Source organism: Pseudomonas sp. S3_G06 (genome assembly GCF_054667565.1).
Genome location: NZ_CP162738.1, coordinates 3,700,214 through 3,716,500, shown reverse-complemented (window position 1 = coordinate 3,716,500; position 16,287 = coordinate 3,700,214). Strand labels below are relative to the sequence as shown.

The following is a 16,287-nucleotide window of genomic DNA, read 5'->3' as shown; positions in this document are numbered from 1 at the left end:
GCTTGCCCGCGATGAGGGCAGCAAATTCAACGAAAGCGTTGGCTGAACTGACGCCATCGCTGGCAAGCCAGCTCCCACACAAAACCGCTCCACAGTGAGCGTCGTCACCAGACAACAAAAACAATCGGACGCCCATCGGCAGTCCGCCTGGAGAAAATCTATGAGCCTCAACGTAATGGACGCGGGCGTGAATCCGTCCGTCGATCACGACGCCGAAAAAGCCCTGGTCAGCAAAGTCGCCTGGCGGTTGATGCCGCTGATCATGGTCTGCTACCTGTTCGCGTTTTTCGACCGCATCAACATCAGCTTCGCCAAATTCCAGCTGCAGACCGACCTGAGCCTGAGCGACACCGCGTACGGCTTGGGCGCCGGGCTGTTCGTGGTCGGTTACGTGCTGTTCGAAGTGCCGAGCAACATGATGCTGTACAAGGTCGGCGCACGACGTTGGATAGCGCGGATCATGATGTCGTGGGGCGTGGCGACGGCGGCGATGGTCTTCGTCAACAGCGAATGGCAGTTCTATGCGCTGCGCTTCGTCATCGGCGCGATGGAAGCCGGGTTTGCTCCGGGCGTGCTGTATTACCTGACCCTGTGGTTTCCGCAGCACTTCCGTGGCCGCATCACCTCGATGCTGTTTCTTGCCTCGGCATTCGCCGGGCTGGTCGGCGCGCCGTTTTCGGGGTTGGTGTTGCAACACCTCGACGGCGTGTTGCAGATGCGTGGCTGGCACTGGTTGTTCCTGCTCGGAGGCGTGCCGTGCATCGCCCTCGGTTTCTTGGTGCTGACCCAGCTCAAGGACCGCATCGAGGATGCGCACTGGCTGACCGCTGACGAGAAGAAATTGCTCTCCAGCCGCATCGCCCATCACGAGCCACACAAGAGCGGCGGCTCATTGCTCGCGGCGCTGAAAATTCCCGGGTTCCTGACGTTGGGTTTGATCTACTTCCTGATTCAGGTCGCGTCCTACGGGTTGAATTTCTGGGCACCGCAATTGATCCGCAGCGCCGGCACTGAAAGCCCGGTGATGATCGGCCTGCTGACCGCCATTCCGTACATCTGCGGGGCGATCAGCATGGTGGTGATCGGGCGCTTGTCAGACGCCACTGGTGAGCGGCGCAAGTTTGTCGCCGGGCTGGTGATCGTCGGCGCGATCGGTTTTTTCAGCGCAGGAATCTTCGCCAGCCACACGACCTTTCTGATCGTCGCGCTCGGCCTGCTTGGCGCCGGCATCATCGCTTCGATTCCGAGCTTCTGGACCCTGCCACCGAAACTGCTGGCGGGCGCCGGTGCTGGCGCGGCAGGCGGAATCGCGGTGATCAATACCCTGGGGCAATTTGGCGGGATCGTCAGCCCGGTCATGGTCGGACGCATCAAGGACCTCACCGGCAGCACCACCCCGGCGCTGTACGTCATCGGCGTCGCCGCGCTGATCGCCGCAGCGTTGCTGCTGTGGGGCTTGCCGCAGAAGTTGCGTACGCTGGACAAGTATTGAGATCGGCGGCGTCGGCGATGACGCCTTCGCGAGCAGGCTCGCTCCCACGTTGTAATGCGGCTTTCCTGTGGGAGCGAGCCTGCTCGCGAATTCCGACTTCAGACACATGAGAAGATTCGCTGGCCAGATCTGTTGAATCCTCCGATGCAGAAAGGGATAGTGCGCGCCTGGAAATATCTTCAAGGAGCGGGAAGTGACAATGAAGTCCATTTGGATCAGCGCAGTAGCGCTTTGCGGGTGGTTGATGGCTGGGCAGGCGTGGGCCGATTGCACACCGCCTGCGCTCAGTGGGGAAGCGGACTTTTCTTTGTGCAAGAACTGGCCGGCTTATCCGCAGCTGACGATTACCGCGCTATCGACGTTTGTGCCCGATCCCGTCTATGACCAGGACGGCAGGGTGGGTTCATACGATCTGGCTCTGGCCGTCACTACCGCTGGCAGCCCCAAGCCGCTGGCGACCTATCATCAGCGGTCGGCGTTTCTCTCCGATGCCATCGCGCTGGAGAGTCTGGAACTCGACACGGCGCGTTATAAACTCACGCCCGACCTTCGTGCATTCGGCGTCCGCGCCCATTTCAAAGGCTCGTCGCGCGTCAATCCGCTGGATGAAACCCTGCTGTCGCTCTACGTGAAAGAGGGCGACAAACTGCGCTCGGTGCTGGATCGCTTGGTCGTCTACAGCTTCAGTGGCGAATGGGATGGCAATTGCGCAGGAGAGCGCTCGGAGACGGTGCGTACGCTTGAGATGGGCAAAACCAGTTCCCATGGTTACGCCGATATCATTGTCCGCTCGGTCACCACGGGGCTGGTCGGTGAGGGGCCACCCGACACCTGCGAATCGAAAACTACCCACGAAAAGCCGGTGCTGACCACGTTGCGCTATGACGGCAAAACCTACGTTTTGCCGCAAGGTTTCAAGGGCATGTGACTGGTGTTACTGATACGAATAGTTCAAGGAAGAATCATGAATCTGCATCTCCGAATCTATATCGCCCTCGGCTTGTTCGCGCTTACGGCCCAGGTCCATGCCGCTTGCGAAGTAAAAAAATTCGACGGCCATACTCTCTCGCGCTGCAAAATCTGGCCTGCGTTCAACACTCAATCAATTGCAGCGAAGGCCACCTTCGTTCCCGATTCCGCGGGTGCTCAAGACGGCGTGTTCGATCTGGCACTGTCAGTAATCAACGCCACGACGGGCAACACAGTCGCCAGTTATGCCAAACCCGGCGCTTACAACTCCGATGCGATCAGCTTCGATGATCTGATCATCGATACGGCGCGTTACCGCTTAACGGCGGATGTCCGTGCGTTCGGGCTGCGATCGACGTTCATGAGCCACGGTTCCAGAGCGAATCCGTACTCCAAAACCGACCTGGCTTTGTATGTTCGCGAAGGCAATCGCTTACGCCCAGTGCTGGAAGGCTTGGTGGTGCGCAAGGATTTCGGTGAGGGTACCGGGGAGTGCGATACGCGAGACACACGCATTCGCAGGACTGTCGAAATCGGCTCATCCAGCCACAACGGGTTTGCGGATCTGATCGTCAGTTCCAGCGGTTCGTTGATGAAGTCTTTCACTTCGGGCAAACAATGCGCTTCGAAAACCACCAACCTGAAGAACACCCAGGTCACCCTGATCTACGACGGCCAGCAATATGTCGTTCCCGAAGACCTCAGAGGTTACTGATTCGATGCTTACCGGTCTTAACCACCTGACCCTGGCCGTCCGCGATCTGCAGCGCAGTCTGGCGTTCTATCGCGATGTGCTGCAATTGGACGTCGAAGCGACGTGGGATAACGGCGCCTATTTGTCACTGCCCGGACTGTGGTTGTGCTTGTCAGAAGATCCTCAGCGCAGTGGGGAGCCGGGCGCGGACTATACCCATTACGCTTTGAGCGTGAGCGCGGCAGACTTCACTTCACTGGTTGAGACGTTGAAATCGGCTCAGGTGCCGCAGTGGCGAGACAACCGTAGCGAGGGCGCGTCGTTCTACTTTCTCGACCCCGACGGCCACAAGCTGGAAGCCCATGTCGGCGATTTGCAGTCGCGGCTGGCTGCGTGTCGGCAGAAACCGTACCCCGGCATGCGTTTCCGCGACGAACCCTGATCCGCTTCAATCTTGTTGATATAGACTCTGCGCCACGTGTTCTGGCGCTTGCAGGTTTCTCATGACTCCATCATTGCTGTTGGCCGTTCTGGCTTCGGGTTTCATCTACGGGATCACCCCCGGGCCGGGCGTGCTGGCGGTGTTCGGGATTGGCGCGGCCCATGGCCGGCGCGCCGGGGCGGGTTTTCTCTGCGGGCATCTGCTCGGCGATGTGATCTGGTGCAGCACCGCGCTGGTGGCGATTGTCGGTGCGCGGGAAATCGGCAGCACCGCGTTCGATGTGCTCGGCGTGCTCAGCGCGTTGTACCTGTTCTGGCTCGGCTGGCGTGCGGTGCGTGCCCAACGCCGCAATGGCGACGAGGCGCAAGGGGCGGCGCGGCAGCCGTTCTGGCACGGTATCGTCTTCGGCCTGACCAATCCCAAGGCCTACCCGGTGGCGGTGGCGACCTTCACGGCGCTGCTGTCGAGCCGCGCCGAACTGCTCAATTGGTCGATGCTGCCGGCGCTGATCGCCCTGAGCTTTATCGGCGGTGCGCTGGCTTACGCTATCCTCATCGGCGTGGTCGGCGCGCAGCGGGTGCGCACGGTGTATCAGCGTCATGAACTGCTCATCACCCGTTTATGCGGCGTGATGTTTATTGGCTTCGCCATCAATGCGTTGATGCACGCGCTGCCGGGGCTGCTGCCGAACAAGACTTGATGAAATGGCAGGGACGCGCAACCACGATCACGGACGATTGAAATCGCTGCACTGTGCGGACATCCCGTAGAACCATGGAAAGCCCTAACCCTGCGCCGCTGGCGAGCTACATGGACCTGTTGCTGGACGCCGTTTGCGCGGTCGACAAACAGGGCCGTTTCGTTTTTGTCAGCGCTGCCTGCGAGCGGATTTTCGGCTACACGCCTGACGAACTGATCGGCCGCTCGATGATCGAGCTGGTGCACCCGGCCGATCGCCAGCGCACCCTCGCGGCCGCAGGCGAAATCATGGGCGGCGACCCGAAGCACAATTTCGAGAACCGCTACCTGCGCAAGGACGGCAGCGTCGCGCATATTTCCTGGTCGGCGCGCTGGTCGGAGGTCGACCAACTGCGCATCGCCGTCGCCCGCGATATCACCGAGCGCAAGCAGGCCGAATCGCGGCAAGCGGCGTTGTACGCAATTTCCGAGGCGGCGCATGCGGCGGAAGATTTGCTGGCGCTGTTCAAACGCGTCCATTTGCTCATTGGCGAGTGGCTGCCGGCGCTGAATTTTTCTGTGGCGCTGTACGACGAACACTGCGCGCAGCTGAATTTTCCCTATCACGTCGACGATCACGAATTGCAGCCCGAGCAGCCCGGCACGGTCATCGGACGGCTTTGCGCGCAAGTGATCCGCAGCGGCCAGCCAATGTTGCTGACCCCGGACAGCGCCGATGCCACGCCCGACTTCGCTGCGCTGGTCGCGGAACAAAACGCGCCTTGCTGGCTCGGCGTACCGCTGAGCTCAAAAAACGGCACCATCGGCGCCTTGATTGTCAAAAGCCTCGCTGGCGGCGAACGCTACACCGAGCAGGACAAGGAACTGCTGCAATACGTCTGCGCACAAGTCGCCACGGCCATCGAACGCCAGCAACTGCATGCGCGGCTCAAGCGCATGGCGCAATACGATCAACTGACGCAACTGCCCAACCGCGAACTGCTGCGTGATCGGCTCAGGGCTGCGCTGGCCCATGCGCGAACCGTGCACGGACACATGGCGCTGCTGTATGTCGATCTGGATCGCTTCAAACAGGTCAACGACACCCATGGCCATGCCGTCGGTGACATGCTCCTGCAAACCGTGGCCAATCGGCTGAAAGGCTGCGTGCGTGAAACCGACACTGTGGCGCGTATCGGTGGCGATGAGTTTGTCGTGCTGTTGCATAGCGTGCATGCCGCCGAAGATGCCGACAGTGTCGCCGGAAAAATCCGTCAGGTGCTGGCGCAGCCCATGCGCCTCGACGGCCATGACCTGCGTATCGAACCGAGCATCGGCGTGGCGCGCTTTCCTGAACACGGTGAAGAAGAACAGCAACTGTTCCGGCATGCCGATCAAGCCATGTATGCGGCCAAACGCCTGAATCATCGGGCCTTGGGCATCTAAAGCGAGCGCACCGTTCGTCGCGGCCTCGGCGGATTTTCTAAACCTTTGAACGCCAAAGCCTTCTTAACTGAGGCGGACCATTGTCCGCCGCGACTATTTGAGCAGCGGGCGAATCACGGCCCGCTTGAATTTTCAACGAAGGAGGGCGCGACCATGAGCCGGATGGCCACCCGTTTACGTAATGCCAGTTTTGCGACTCTGCTGGGCCTGTGCGCCAGCACTGCGTTCGCCCAGTCGCCTGCCGAATTCATCAACGATGCCTCCGCCAAAGGCATGGCTGACATCGAAGCCAGCCGTCAGGCCCACGGCAAAACCGAATCCAAAGAGGTCAAGGATTACACCATTGTTGTCATCAACGACCGCACCACGGCCAACCAGCATTTGGCGAAAATCGCCAAGAAGCTCGACCTGCCGGTTGCCCCCCGCGAAGAACTCGCTGACAAGGCAAAAGAGCTGATGCCGGAAGTGAAGGACGGCACCACATTCGATCAGGCCTACGCTGCCAGTCAGGTCAAGGCGACCGAAGAGGCCATTACCCAGATCGAGCAACAGGCACAGACCACCGATGTGCCGGAAATCAAAGCGTTTGCCGATGAGACCTTGCCGAAACTGCAAAGCCATCTGGAGAAAGCTCGAGCGTTGCAGGCCAGTCGCTAAAATTCAGCAGTCATCAGAAATCGGCCGCCCTGCATGAAGTGATGCAGGTGCGGCCGAAGTCTTTTCAGCACTCATTCAAATCCTGTTTTGGCTTGCTCTTGTCGCCAAGCCCCTCAAGATCAAACACCTGATTCTCACCCAGCGCGCGGTAATGCCGGCGCAGCGCTTCAAGCTGCTTCAGATCCAGCGCCTCCAGCCCGAGCATCGCGTTCTGCGCTTCCTTGTTCACCCGCAGCAGCTCATCGAGTTTCAAGTGCAGAATGTCGGTGTCGCGGTTTTGCGTGTTCTGAATCAGGAACACCATCAGAAACGTGATGATCGTCGTCGAAGTATTGATGATCAGTTGCCAAGTGTCGTTGTAACCAAAAATCGGCCCGCTCAAACCCCACAACCCGATCAGAATCAACGCCCCCATGAATGTCTTCGGGCTACCGGCCCACAGGGCAAGTTTTTGGGCAATTTTTGCGAATTTCATGATGGGAGTCCTTGTTTTGGGAGCTTGAAATTCAGACATCGGCGTTGCGCTGAAAATTCTGTTTACAAGTTTCGGTGCAGGACTTTGGTAGTGAAGGCGTACCGCGCAAGTCGCTGTATCGTGTCGGCAGTCGACAGGAAACCCCGACAGGAGAACGCAATGAGTTGGTCTGCCAAGCAGTACGTCGCTTTCGAAGATGAACGCACCCGTCCGGCCCGTGATCTGTTGGCGGCGATACCCACGGCGCACGCCCGGGCGGTGGTGGACATTGGTTGCGGACCGGGCAATTCCACCGAGTTGCTGGTGCAGCGTTTTCCCGATGCGAGCGTCAGTGGCCTCGACAGTTCGGCGGACATGATTGCCGCCGCGCGCAAGCGCTTGCCTGAGGTGCGGTTTCAGGTGGCCGAGGTCGACAAATGGGCCGACGAAGGCCCGTTCGATGTGATCTTCGCCAACGCGGTGTTGCAATGGGTGCCTGATCACGCTTCGTTGCTGCCAGCCCTGGCGAGCAAGCTTTCAGATGGTGGCAGCCTGGCGATCCAGATGCCGGACAACCTCAACGAACCGTCCCACCGCTTGATGCGTGAAGTCGCCGCCAATGGGCCGTGGGCGAGCAAGCTCGCAGACGCTGCCGGGCAGCGTACCGACATGGCCAGTGCCAGTGAGTATTTTTCAATGCTGCGGCCGCACTGCGCGCGGGTCGATGTGTGGCGCACCACCTATCACCATCAGCTTCGGGACGGGGCGGCGGGGGTGGTGGAGTGGTTCAAGGGCAGTGGTTTGATTCCGTTTCTGAACCCGTTGACCGAGGAGGAACGGGCGCAGTATCTGCAGCGGTATCTGACGGAAGTTGCCGAGGCTTATCCGGCCTTGGCTGACGGCTCTGTGCTGCTGCCGTTTCCACGTTTGTTTATTGTTGCGACTCGCTGAATCACGCCTCTAACTTTCTTGAGTTCGCCACGTTATCTCAGGTCGGCGCATCCCTTGAAAGCAATCCGGTCGGTTCCCTCTCCCTCGGGAGAGGGCTAGGGTGAGGGGCCTCTTGGCGCATGCAAATCCGATCACCGCTGCACCGCCACCATCATCGTCCTCTGGCATCCTTTCAACTCGTTCACGCTGAACTCGTCGGAAATTTCCTTCTGTTTTCCAGGCTTTTACACGTGGTGCGCCATGGCTGTTTAAAGTTGAATTGCGTTACGTCCAGCTGCCTACAAAACCTTGCGCCGCTGCCTACCGGTACGCCAGAATCCGCCGGCTTGTGCGCCTGGAGGGCGGTCGGTAACTTGGCTCGCGTCACTGATTTCCAGTGATCGGGTTTAGCAGCCCGGCCAGGATTGACCAACGGTTGCACATGTACCTTCCAGTCAGGCTTCGCCTGCACTTGATGGTGGCTGTGCGCATGGCACCCTCGGGTGCGCCGGGTTTTGGACTTCCTACCGGTCTGCTAACTTGCGTACAGCTGCCACCCTTTCGTATAGCAGCGGGATGGTTGCAGTTACCACTACAGGAAGATTCCATGTTCAAGGTAACGCCAAACCCACCGGAAACCGATCCGGCCTCTCCGTACGAGTCCCTCGATTCGAAAAAACTCCACGAAGCCGCCGAACGCGCCCTCGACCACTATCTCATCCCACCAAAAACCAGCTCACCGCCGTACCAGACCAGCAGCATGTTCCAGGTCAACCCGAGCACCGACACCGAGTCGCTATTGGTCAACGCCAGCGAGTCCCTCGGCTCGGCCAGCGTCATGCTCGGCGACTTCGCCGCCTTGCTCGACGGCAGCCAGCGCAAAACCCTGCTCGGTATAGCCCAGGTCGTCATGCTGGGCGAGCTGGCGGTGAATCAGGTGCTGGATCATGTGGTGCCGGTGGGTTAGCCGGCGCTGATTTCCGGGCAAAAAAAAACCGGTCGTTGCGACCGGTTTTGCATGCGATAGTTTTCTTCAGACACTGGCGAGCAGGCATTCATAAGGAATACGCAAGCCATCGTGCAGACGTTTGATCATTGCCAGACTCAGCTTGCGCTTGCGGTTCAATACTTCCGAAACACGCCCACTGGTGCCAATAAAGGGCTCGAGATCCCGCGGCGTCAAGCCTTGCTGATCCATACGGAATTTGATGGCTTCAATGGGATCAGAGGGCGGCATCGGAAAATGCTGCTCCTCATACTTTTCAATCAGCAGAGCGAGAATTTCCAACTCATCGCCCTCTGGCGAGTCGATTTCTGCACCCCACAGCTGTTCCATGCGCAGCAATGCTGCGCTCAGGTCTTCCGGGCTACGAATGGGTTTGATGTTCATTAAACGGTCTCCGCGTTGATCTGGTCGTATTGAGCGTGGGTCCCAACGAAGCGGATAAAACCAAGTTGCCGTTGGTAGTCGATCGCCAGAATCACTCGATATTTATTCCCGCCGATATTGAATACCACCCTGGCTCCCTTGAGGACACTAGCCGTTCGCAGCTCAGCTTTAACCTCTTGCGGAGTTCGATAAATCGCCTTCTCCATATGGCGGTACCATTCAACGAGAGGTGTCTGGGCATCAGCATGAGCTGGTGTGCTTTCCCAAAATTGTCTTAGCGTCGCTCTTGCAATTATCCGCATCCATGCCTCCTCCCGATATGGGAGATACTAGTCGTTACTCAGTGGAGGGGCAATCTTGAATGTGCTTTGTGAACGGGCGTTCAACATTGAATTGCAAAGCATGTATGGGTCATATGAATTTTCTTGCAATGGTTCATAAAAGATCCGTAATTCAGCATAACGATCCACAATGGCTCCATAAAGACCAATTAAGCCTTGAAGGGTTTGCCATGTCATTCATGCATTTGCTTCACTCGCCGGCTGAGATCGCTAGAAATGTCGGAGAAAACGCCAAAATCCTGCGGCTCTCCAAAAACCTTTCCCGCAAGACGCTCGCAGAAAAGGCGGGGGTTTCCGAATCCACCATCAAGCGATTCGAAGCGACCGGGCTCGTGACGTTGGAGGCTTTGATCCTGATAGCCACTGCGCTTGATGAAGTCAACGCTGTGACCAAGCTGTTCAAACCAGAGCAACCGAGCTCGCTGGATGAGCTGAAGAATGCCAGGCGCAAGAGAGGGATGCGCTGATGATCAAGCCTTTCAAACACACAGAAGCGCTGAATGTTTTGAAAGAGGGCGCCAAGGTTGGTGAGCTGATCAAAGTCGCGGGCCGCTGACTTCGGTGGCCGCACTCCCGGCACGCCTACGCGCAAGCGAATCATGGAGATCTGCAAGGAATACAAATACCTCAAGGCCGAGGAATATATCGAGCAGACTCTCGCTGCGCTCGCCAACTGGAGGAAAGTATTCACTCGATTGAATGTCCCGCACAAAGCCGGGGAGCCGATCTTCAATGTACTGGCGAGGCTGCATCTGGATTTCGAGAAGTAATCCGGGGAGAAAGGGCTCAGCGATCTTCTGCAAGTCTTCACCGCCAGCACTATTCAACTTCCAGACACAAAAAAACCGGCCATCAAGGCCGGTTTTTCATTTCTGCATCCCCCGTCAGACAACACAACGCGAGATCAATATTCGGTGGAGCGGGTAGAGGGAATCGAACCCTCATCTAAAGCTTGGGAAGCTTTCGTTCTACCACTAAACTATACCCGCTCAGAGCGGCTGACTTTGTACCAGACTCGGCCACGGATTTGAAGTTTTCTTTTCTCTGCGAGGGCTTTGCCGCGCAGAAATCGGTCGATCGCGAGCAAGGTCTGCGCCGGTGCAACAGGCACTTCAAGCTTGCAGCCTTGCCCGCGATGACGCTGTTTCAAATGGCCAGGGCATGGTGATCCTGCACAAACGAGTAGCGCGTTCGGCTGGCTTGCGGCGCAGGTTTCAGAAAGCCGAGCAGAGCGTTCTGGCTGTCGCGGCAGGCGGCTTTGTGCTCCATGTCGAGGAAGTGCCCGGTGGCTTGCAGGGTGGTGAAGCTGCTGTGTGCTACGTGATTGCCAAACAGGCGTGCGTCTTCAGCGGCGGTGTATTCATCCCATTCGCCATTCAGGAACAGTACCGGCACGTTGATCTTTTTCGCCGCATTCAGATAGCACTGGCGATCGCTGTGCAGCACGTCGTTGATGTGAAAGTGCATCTGCCCGTACTCATGCTCGGCGAGGCTGCTGACATGGCGATAGTTGAAGCGCTTGAACAGCGACGGCAGGTGTTTGCCGATGGTGTTGTTGACCAGATGGCCGACCCGGTCGCCGTCGCGGCTGCCGAGGTAATCGACACCACGCTCGAGATAATCGAGCATGTGCGCATTGATCACCGGTGAGAACGAGCTGATCACGGCTTTTTCGATGCGCCGGGGCTGCTGGGCGAGGGCGACCAGAGTGGCGGCGCCGCCCCAGGAGAACGACAGCACGTGTTCGGCGGCGAAGTGATCGATCAGCTCCAGCAGAATCTGCCCTTCGACTTCCTTTGTCAGATGTTTCTCATGCCGGTTGTGGGCTTTTGACCGTCCCGCGTAGGGCTGGTCATAGCAGACCACGTTGAATTGCGGGTGCAGGTTTTTCACGGTCTGTGCAAACGACGCAGTCGTGGCCATCGAGCCGTTGACCAGAATGATGGTCTTTTCTGCGGCGTCTGCGCGATAGAACTCCGTGTAAACCCGATACTGACCCTGTATATCCAGCACAGCGATTTCTGGCCTCATGTCATAAGACTCCTGGCAAGCAAGCGGGTATGCGCGCAATCGAGATTGCACGAGCTTTGTGACAGGTAGGCATACGCCTGAAATTTGCTGGCCCATGTCGATCCGGTACGGCAGGTCGACGGGTGTTGTTATTGGCGGGCAGATTGCCGGCTGAGGCGCAGCCCTTGAGGGCAGACGACCGACAAAAAGTTTCTTGGAAGTATGTGGTGACTCATCGGTCACATTTCGGCCGACGTCCTGATTCAAGCAGGGGACTCAGGATCACGCAAGTGCCGTCGGCGAATTGTTCGACAACTTCGGCTGAGCGGTCGCCGGCTTAGAACAAATGAATCTCTTCGGTGCGCAAAGCGCGGTATTCGCCCGGTTTTAGCGCGTGATCGAGGGTCAGTTCGCCGATGGATTCGCGGTGCAGGCGCAGGACTTTGTTGTTGAAGAAACCAAACATGCGCTTGACCTGATGGTAGCGGCCCTCAACGATGCTCAGCCGCGCCGAGCGTGGGCCGAGCAGCTCAAGCTGCGCCGGTTGCGTGGTCAGATCTTCGAAGGCGAAGTAGATGCCCTCGGCAAATTTCAGCGCGTAGCTCGGTTCGATGTCCTGTTCGGTTTCGACGTAATAAACCTTCGCCAGTTTGGTTTGCGGCTGCGTCAGGCGCCGCGACCAGGCGCCGTCATTGGTGATCAGCATCAGCCCGGTGGTATTGAAATCCAGACGCCCGGCGATGTGCAGATCGTCCTTGTGCGGTTCATCGAGCAGGTCGAGCACGGTCGCATGCTGCGGATCGCGGGTGGCGCTGACGCAACCCGGCGGTTTGTGCAGCATGAAATAGCGCGCCGGTTTACCGCTTTGCAGCACCTCATCATCGACTTCGACCCGACTGAATTCCAGCACCTCACTGTGCGGGTCGCTGACGACTTTTCCGTCAATCCGCACGCGCTTTTCCACCAGCAACAGGCGAACCTGCTGACGGTTGTAGCGGGGCAGATTGCTGAGGAAGCGGTCGACGCGCATGGTCAGGATTCAACGGACGAAGGGCCGCGCATCTTACGGCATCGGCCGCCGGCCTGCTTGCAGTTGCGCTTCGACCTGTGCGCAGCGCGGGCACAGGCAGGCTTGATTGCGCAGCGCGGCCGGCAGCGCTTCGAGCACCGCCGGGTCGATGGTCACGCCATAGCACCAGCATTCGCGGTCGGCGGTGCGCGGGTCGGCGAGGCTGCAATCGTTGCGCGCACCGCAGGCCGGGCAGTGGTCGGGTTTGACGTCGTTATCAGGCATAGGTCGAGTGCGGCATTTCCATGCAGGTGCGGTTGCGCCCGGTTTGCTTGGCGCGGTACATCGCATGATCGGCCCGCGACAGCAGAGTGTGCAAGTTGTCATCGCGTTGCACGGTGGTAGCGCCGATGCTCACGGTCAGATGCAGGCTGTGGCCATCGTAGGCATATTCGTGTTGTTCGACGTGCTGGCGGATCTTCTCGGCAATTTTCTGCCCGGTCTCACCGTCGGTGTCTTTCAACAAAACGATGAACTCTTCACCGCCCCAGCGGCAGACGATATCGGCGTGACGCAGGCAACTTTGCAGGTCGCGGGCGAAACCGATCAACACCTGATCGCCAGCCATGTGGCCGTAGGTGTCGTTCAAGGCTTTGAAGTGGTCGAGGTCGAGCAACAACGCGGTCAGCGGCTTGGTTTCCCGTTGGGCCTCGTGCAGCGCTTGCGCGGCGAGGATGTCGAAGCCGCGTCGGTTCGGCAGTTCAGTGAGACTGTCGAGGGTGGCGTGCGCCTGAATCTTCGCCTGAAAGCGCTTGATGACCCGATTGAGCAGCGCCAGCACGATCAACGTCACCAGCAGGCAGATCAGCAGATTGAGATACAGCGACTGGCGGATCTCGCTCAGCGCGCCGTCCTCGCGTTTATCGACGAACAGGTACCAGTTCAACTCGGGGATAAACCGCACGTTGAGAAAATGCCCCTGGCCCTGAGTGGAATATTCGTAGCTGCCGCTGTGTGGCTTGGGCAACTGGCTGACCAGACTTTTCATGCTTTCCAGTTCGCCAAGACTCTGGCCGATGTGCGCACCTTCCGGGCCACCCTCGGCACCGGTCAATACGAGGCGGCCGAAGGTGTCGACGAAGTACACGCTGCGTTGATAGCGCTGTTGATATTTGTCGATCAGCTTGATCACCGCGTCCACGGTCAGGCCCACGCCCGCGGCACCGATGAAGCGGTTGTGGTAGTCGTAGACCTTGTAGTTGATGAAGAACGTCAGGTTGTCCTTGTTGGCGAGGTCCGGGTCGACGTTGATCTCGTACGGGTCCTGCATGTCGCGCACGCGGAAGTACCAGGTGTCGCGCGGCTCGTCGACTTTGACCTGCTTGAGCACGCCTTTGGCGTGGTAGTAGGTGAGCGTGGCATTGGAAACGAAGAACGCCGTGTAGGCGCCGTAATGGGTCATGACCTCGTCGAGATAGCGGGTCATCTGCTCCGGATTCTGCTCGCCGTTGACCACCCAGTCGCGCATGAACGTGTCACGGGACATCATCGAGGAAATCAGGATCGGCCGGACCAGGTCTTTCTGGATTTCCGAATAGACCGTGTCGGAGGTCAGTGGCAGTTCAGTGTTGACGATGTTGTCGCGGATCGACTCGCGGGAGGCGAAGTAGCTCAACAGTGACGTGGCGAGAAAGCCGGTGCCGAGCAGGGCGACCAGGGTGAGCACCAGTGAACGTTGCGAGTACAAGGGAGAACGAAGCGGCATGGCAGATCCGTTGGCAGTGGCCCGATGGGATGCATTCTAGTGGCACTGCGCGCAAATAACTGCTCCCTGTGCGGCGTGAATGGTCGTTCCTTTATTCGGGGGGGCCAGAACCTGTGGGAGCGAGCCTGCTCGCGAAGGCGGTGGGTCAGCCACATCAATGTTGAATGACATACCGCATTCGCGAGCAGGCTCGCTCCCACAGGGCGACAGATTCAGGCCAGGGTTTTGAGGTATGCCCGCCATCCCCCCAAATGACTGATATCCACCGCACCCTCCAACCCATACGGCTCACAGATAAACCCGCTCTCCCAGCGGCCATCCGCCAGTTGCACCTTGCCCAACCCGAGCGGCGCCGGAATCCCGGTGAGAAACGAGCCCAGCTCACTGCTCGGCAACTCCCAAACCTCCACGGCAATCGCCACGCCGCCATCCTTGACCCGCACCATGCCCGGTCGCAATGGCGGGCCGCCGGCGAGGGCGTGCAGTCGATAGTCCGGCGAACTGAACGTGGTTTCCAGCAAACGCCCGCCACGCTGGGTCAGTTGCCAGTTCAACGCCAGCCCTTGCAGATGCGCGCCACACACCACCAATCGAGCGCGGTCATTGCGCGCAGCGTTCGCCGCAGTTGGCAGGGCACTGTCCTGCTGGCGCTGCAAGGCATCGGCCACGCTCAACAGATACTGGTCGGTAAATACCCGCCCGAACAACGTCACGCCCCACGGCAAACCGTTGCCCATGAACGCGGTCGGCACGGCGACGGCGGCGTAGTCGAGCAGGTTCATGAAGTTGGTGTAATAGCCCAGTTCAGAATTGCGCAGCACCGGCTCGGCCGCAAGCTCGGCCAGGGTCACTGGACGGCCGATGGTCGGTGTCAGCACGCAGTCGAGATTTTCCAGGGCCTCATCGCAGAAGGCCTTCAGCGCCTGTAATCGATATTGCGCGCGGAAGGTCTGCACGCCGGTCACTGCCGGAGCCTTGGCCAGCACCGCTCGGATCACTGGCAGCACCGCTTCGGGATTCTGCTCCATCAGCTCACCGGCGACGCTGTAACGCTCGGCGACCCAAGGCCCGTCGTAGAGCAGACGCGCTGCTTCGAGAAACGGCGAAAGATCGAATTCGACTGCCTCGCCTCCCAAAGCCTTGAGCCGTTCGATGGCCGCTGCGAACAACTGTGGCCCCTCGTTGCAGCCGAAAAATTCAAGGTCCTGTGCCCGTGGCACGCCGAAGCGAAACGGCCGTGGCGCGCCAAATGCCGAGCCGTCATTCCAGGCCGGATTGCGTCGGCTGTACTCATCGCGAGGATCGTGTCTGGCCGTCAACGCCAGCAACTGACTGGCCTCGCGAGCAGTGGCGGTGAAAGTGGTTACGCAGTCCAGCGTGCGGCACGCCGGCAGCACGCCAGCGGTGGAAATCAGGCCTTTGCTCGCCTTCAATCCCACCAGATTATTCAGCGCCGCCGGCACCCGCCCGGAACCGGCGGTGTCAGTGCCCAAGGCAAAACTCGCCACACCCAGCGCTACCGCCAGCGATGAACCCGCACTGGAGCCGCCGGACGGATACTCCGCCAGCACACTGTTCGGGCACGCGCCGTATGGCGAGCGGCTGCCATTGAGGCCGGTGGCGAACTGATCGAGATTGGTCTTGCCCAGCGGGATCGCCCCCAGCGCCAACAGTTGCTCGACGATGGTCGCCGACTGCTGCGGCACATAGGCGAACGCCGGGCACGCGGCGGTGGTGGGAATGCCGGCCAGATCGATGTTGTCCTTGATCGCGAACGGCACGCCATACAGCGGCAGACTGTCGAGGTCACGACCGTCGAGGGCGGCCAGATACGGCTCCAGTTCATCGACGCTGAGCAGGTGGATGAACAGGTGATAGTCGGGGTTCAGGGCAGCGGCTTTTTCGCGCAATTGCAGCAGCAGTTGGCGCGGTGTGATGTCGCCATTGCGATAGGCTTGGCGCAGTGCATCGAGTTGCAGATTCATCGGTTGATCCTTATAAAAAATGGCT

The 16,287-nt window shown here is 59.2% G+C and carries 19 protein-coding genes and 1 tRNA gene; 11 read left to right on the top strand and 9 right to left on the bottom strand.

All coding sequences use genetic code 11. The annotated features are described in order from the left end of the window. Positions 1-160 precede the first annotated feature (160 nt). The 7 genes from AB4N47_RS16655 to AB4N47_RS16625 all read left to right on the top strand — a co-directional run bounded on the left by AB4N47_RS16655 (position 161) and on the right by AB4N47_RS16625 (position 6,378). Positions 161-1,492 carry an MFS transporter gene (locus AB4N47_RS16655; protein ID WP_341638663.1) on the top strand — a complete coding sequence of 444 codons (1,332 nt, stop codon included), beginning with the start codon at positions 161-163 and terminating at the stop codon, positions 1,490-1,492. Between the two features lie 193 nt (positions 1,493-1,685). Beyond that, positions 1,686-2,420, top strand: coding sequence for a PA3715 family protein (locus tag AB4N47_RS16650; RefSeq protein ID WP_341638664.1), 735 nt, complete (start codon positions 1,686-1,688; stop codon positions 2,418-2,420). Between the two features lie 36 nt (positions 2,421-2,456). Then, the gene (locus AB4N47_RS16645) at positions 2,457-3,176 is read left to right on the top strand and encodes a PA3715 family protein (RefSeq protein ID WP_341638665.1); all 720 of its coding nucleotides are present in this window, start codon (positions 2,457-2,459) and stop codon (positions 3,174-3,176) included. Between the two features lie 4 nt (positions 3,177-3,180). Further along, complete coding sequence (gene fos / locus AB4N47_RS16640; protein ID WP_129998874.1) at positions 3,181-3,597, top strand: fosfomycin resistance glutathione transferase; 417 nt, start codon at positions 3,181-3,183, stop codon at positions 3,595-3,597. Between the two features lie 61 nt (positions 3,598-3,658). Continuing rightward, positions 3,659-4,297, top strand: a complete 639-nt coding sequence (locus AB4N47_RS16635; RefSeq protein WP_071174649.1) for a LysE family translocator — start codon at positions 3,659-3,661, stop codon at positions 4,295-4,297. Positions 4,298-4,371: 74 nt separating this feature from the next. Continuing rightward, complete coding sequence (locus AB4N47_RS16630) at positions 4,372-5,721, top strand: sensor domain-containing protein (RefSeq protein ID WP_341638666.1); 1,350 nt, start codon at positions 4,372-4,374, stop codon at positions 5,719-5,721. A gap of 153 nt (positions 5,722-5,874) precedes the next feature. After that, positions 5,875-6,378: a DUF4142 domain-containing protein gene (locus tag AB4N47_RS16625; RefSeq protein WP_341638667.1), complete on the top strand. Its 504-nt coding sequence runs from the start codon at positions 5,875-5,877 to the stop codon at positions 6,376-6,378. A gap of 64 nt (positions 6,379-6,442) precedes the next feature. Here the strand turns inward: AB4N47_RS16625 and AB4N47_RS16620 are convergent, their stop codons facing one another. Next, a complete protein-coding gene (locus tag AB4N47_RS16620) occupies positions 6,443-6,853 on the bottom strand; it encodes a low affinity iron permease family protein (RefSeq protein WP_016771301.1) in 411 nt (136 codons plus the stop codon). Positions 6,854-7,012: 159 nt separating this feature from the next. Here AB4N47_RS16620 and tam point away from each other — a divergent pair, with 159 nt between their 5' ends. Together tam and AB4N47_RS16610 are read left to right on the top strand one after the other, a co-directional pair. Further along, a complete protein-coding gene (gene tam / locus AB4N47_RS16615) occupies positions 7,013-7,783 on the top strand; it encodes a trans-aconitate 2-methyltransferase (RefSeq protein ID WP_341638668.1) in 771 nt (256 codons plus the stop codon). Positions 7,784-8,369: 586 nt separating this feature from the next. Continuing rightward, positions 8,370-8,729, top strand: a complete 360-nt coding sequence (locus AB4N47_RS16610; RefSeq protein ID WP_341638669.1) for a DUF6124 family protein — start codon at positions 8,370-8,372, stop codon at positions 8,727-8,729. A 66-nt stretch (positions 8,730-8,795) separates the two neighbouring features. Here AB4N47_RS16610 and AB4N47_RS16605 read toward each other — a convergent pair whose 3' ends face one another. Together AB4N47_RS16605 and AB4N47_RS16600 are read right to left on the bottom strand one after the other, a co-directional pair. Further along, the gene (locus tag AB4N47_RS16605) at positions 8,796-9,152 is read right to left on the bottom strand and encodes a helix-turn-helix domain-containing protein (RefSeq protein WP_252887440.1); all 357 of its coding nucleotides are present in this window, start codon (positions 9,150-9,152) and stop codon (positions 8,796-8,798) included. Further along, positions 9,152-9,454, bottom strand: coding sequence for a type II toxin-antitoxin system HigB family toxin (locus AB4N47_RS16600; RefSeq protein WP_252887441.1), 303 nt, complete (start codon positions 9,452-9,454; stop codon positions 9,152-9,154). Before AB4N47_RS16600 ends, AB4N47_RS16605 begins: the two co-directional genes overlap by 1 nt. A 209-nt stretch (positions 9,455-9,663) precedes the next feature. Between AB4N47_RS16600 and AB4N47_RS16595 the strand changes: the two genes are divergently transcribed. After that, entirely contained in the window at positions 9,664-9,960 is a 297-nt protein-coding gene (locus AB4N47_RS16595; RefSeq protein WP_041478886.1) for a helix-turn-helix domain-containing protein, read from the top strand. A gap of 132 nt (positions 9,961-10,092) precedes the next feature. Next, entirely contained in the window at positions 10,093-10,263 is a 171-nt protein-coding gene (locus tag AB4N47_RS16590; RefSeq protein WP_177345030.1) for a hypothetical protein, read from the top strand. 145 nt (positions 10,264-10,408) lie between these two features. On the opposite strand, the gene AB4N47_RS16585 is transcribed toward AB4N47_RS16590, so the two are convergent. The 6 genes from AB4N47_RS16585 to atzF form a co-directional block, all read right to left on the bottom strand. Next, positions 10,409-10,482: transfer RNA gene (locus AB4N47_RS16585), tRNA-Gly, on the bottom strand. Between the two features lie 157 nt (positions 10,483-10,639). Further along, positions 10,640-11,524 (bottom strand): alpha/beta fold hydrolase, encoded by an 885-nt coding sequence (locus tag AB4N47_RS16580; protein ID WP_076566363.1) that lies wholly within the window; start codon positions 11,522-11,524, stop codon positions 10,640-10,642. Between the two features lie 316 nt (positions 11,525-11,840). Then, the gene (locus AB4N47_RS16575; protein ID WP_341638670.1) at positions 11,841-12,533 is read right to left on the bottom strand and encodes a pseudouridine synthase; all 693 of its coding nucleotides are present in this window, start codon (positions 12,531-12,533) and stop codon (positions 11,841-11,843) included. 33 nt (positions 12,534-12,566) lie between these two features. Next, positions 12,567-12,797: a cysteine-rich CWC family protein gene (locus tag AB4N47_RS16570; RefSeq protein ID WP_341638671.1), complete on the bottom strand. Its 231-nt coding sequence runs from the start codon at positions 12,795-12,797 to the stop codon at positions 12,567-12,569. After that, the gene (locus AB4N47_RS16565) at positions 12,790-14,277 is read right to left on the bottom strand and encodes a sensor domain-containing diguanylate cyclase (protein WP_460154284.1); all 1,488 of its coding nucleotides are present in this window, start codon (positions 14,275-14,277) and stop codon (positions 12,790-12,792) included. Before AB4N47_RS16565 ends, AB4N47_RS16570 begins: the two co-directional genes overlap by 8 nt. 212 nt (positions 14,278-14,489) lie before the next feature. Beyond that, the gene (gene atzF, locus AB4N47_RS16560; protein WP_460154283.1) at positions 14,490-16,262 is read right to left on the bottom strand and encodes an allophanate hydrolase; all 1,773 of its coding nucleotides are present in this window, start codon (positions 16,260-16,262) and stop codon (positions 14,490-14,492) included. Between the last annotated feature and the right edge of the window lie 25 nt (positions 16,263-16,287).

Bases quoted from the DNA above. Each gene is read 5' to 3' on its own strand.
- AB4N47_RS16580 (WP_076566363.1), bottom strand. From the start codon at position 11,524: ATGAGGCCAGAAATCGCTGTGCTGGATATACAGGGTCAGTATCGGGTT.
- fos (WP_129998874.1), top strand. From the start codon at position 3,181: ATGCTTACCGGTCTTAACCACCTGACCCTGGCCGTCCGCGATCTGCAG.
- AB4N47_RS16655 (WP_341638663.1), top strand. From the start codon at position 161: ATGAGCCTCAACGTAATGGACGCGGGCGTGAATCCGTCCGTCGATCAC.
- AB4N47_RS16635 (WP_071174649.1), top strand. From the start codon at position 3,659: ATGACTCCATCATTGCTGTTGGCCGTTCTGGCTTCGGGTTTCATCTAC.
- atzF (WP_460154283.1), bottom strand. From the start codon at position 16,262: ATGAATCTGCAACTCGATGCACTGCGCCAAGCCTATCGCAATGGCGAC.
- AB4N47_RS16630 (WP_341638666.1), top strand. From the start codon at position 4,372: ATGGAAAGCCCTAACCCTGCGCCGCTGGCGAGCTACATGGACCTGTTG.
- AB4N47_RS16575 (WP_341638670.1), bottom strand. From the start codon at position 12,533: ATGCGCGTCGACCGCTTCCTCAGCAATCTGCCCCGCTACAACCGTCAG.
- AB4N47_RS16590 (WP_177345030.1), top strand. From the start codon at position 10,093: ATGGAGATCTGCAAGGAATACAAATACCTCAAGGCCGAGGAATATATC.
- AB4N47_RS16620 (WP_016771301.1), bottom strand. From the start codon at position 6,853: ATGAAATTCGCAAAAATTGCCCAAAAACTTGCCCTGTGGGCCGGTAGC.
- AB4N47_RS16565 (WP_460154284.1), bottom strand. From the start codon at position 14,277: ATGCCGCTTCGTTCTCCCTTGTACTCGCAACGTTCACTGGTGCTCACC.
- AB4N47_RS16570 (WP_341638671.1), bottom strand. From the start codon at position 12,797: ATGCCTGATAACGACGTCAAACCCGACCACTGCCCGGCCTGCGGTGCG.
- AB4N47_RS16600 (WP_252887441.1), bottom strand. From the start codon at position 9,454: ATGCGGATAATTGCAAGAGCGACGCTAAGACAATTTTGGGAAAGCACA.
- AB4N47_RS16605 (WP_252887440.1), bottom strand. From the start codon at position 9,152: ATGAACATCAAACCCATTCGTAGCCCGGAAGACCTGAGCGCAGCATTG.
- AB4N47_RS16610 (WP_341638669.1), top strand. From the start codon at position 8,370: ATGTTCAAGGTAACGCCAAACCCACCGGAAACCGATCCGGCCTCTCCG.
- AB4N47_RS16625 (WP_341638667.1), top strand. From the start codon at position 5,875: ATGAGCCGGATGGCCACCCGTTTACGTAATGCCAGTTTTGCGACTCTG.
- tam (WP_341638668.1), top strand. From the start codon at position 7,013: ATGAGTTGGTCTGCCAAGCAGTACGTCGCTTTCGAAGATGAACGCACC.
- AB4N47_RS16595 (WP_041478886.1), top strand. From the start codon at position 9,664: ATGTCATTCATGCATTTGCTTCACTCGCCGGCTGAGATCGCTAGAAAT.
- AB4N47_RS16645 (WP_341638665.1), top strand. From the start codon at position 2,457: ATGAATCTGCATCTCCGAATCTATATCGCCCTCGGCTTGTTCGCGCTT.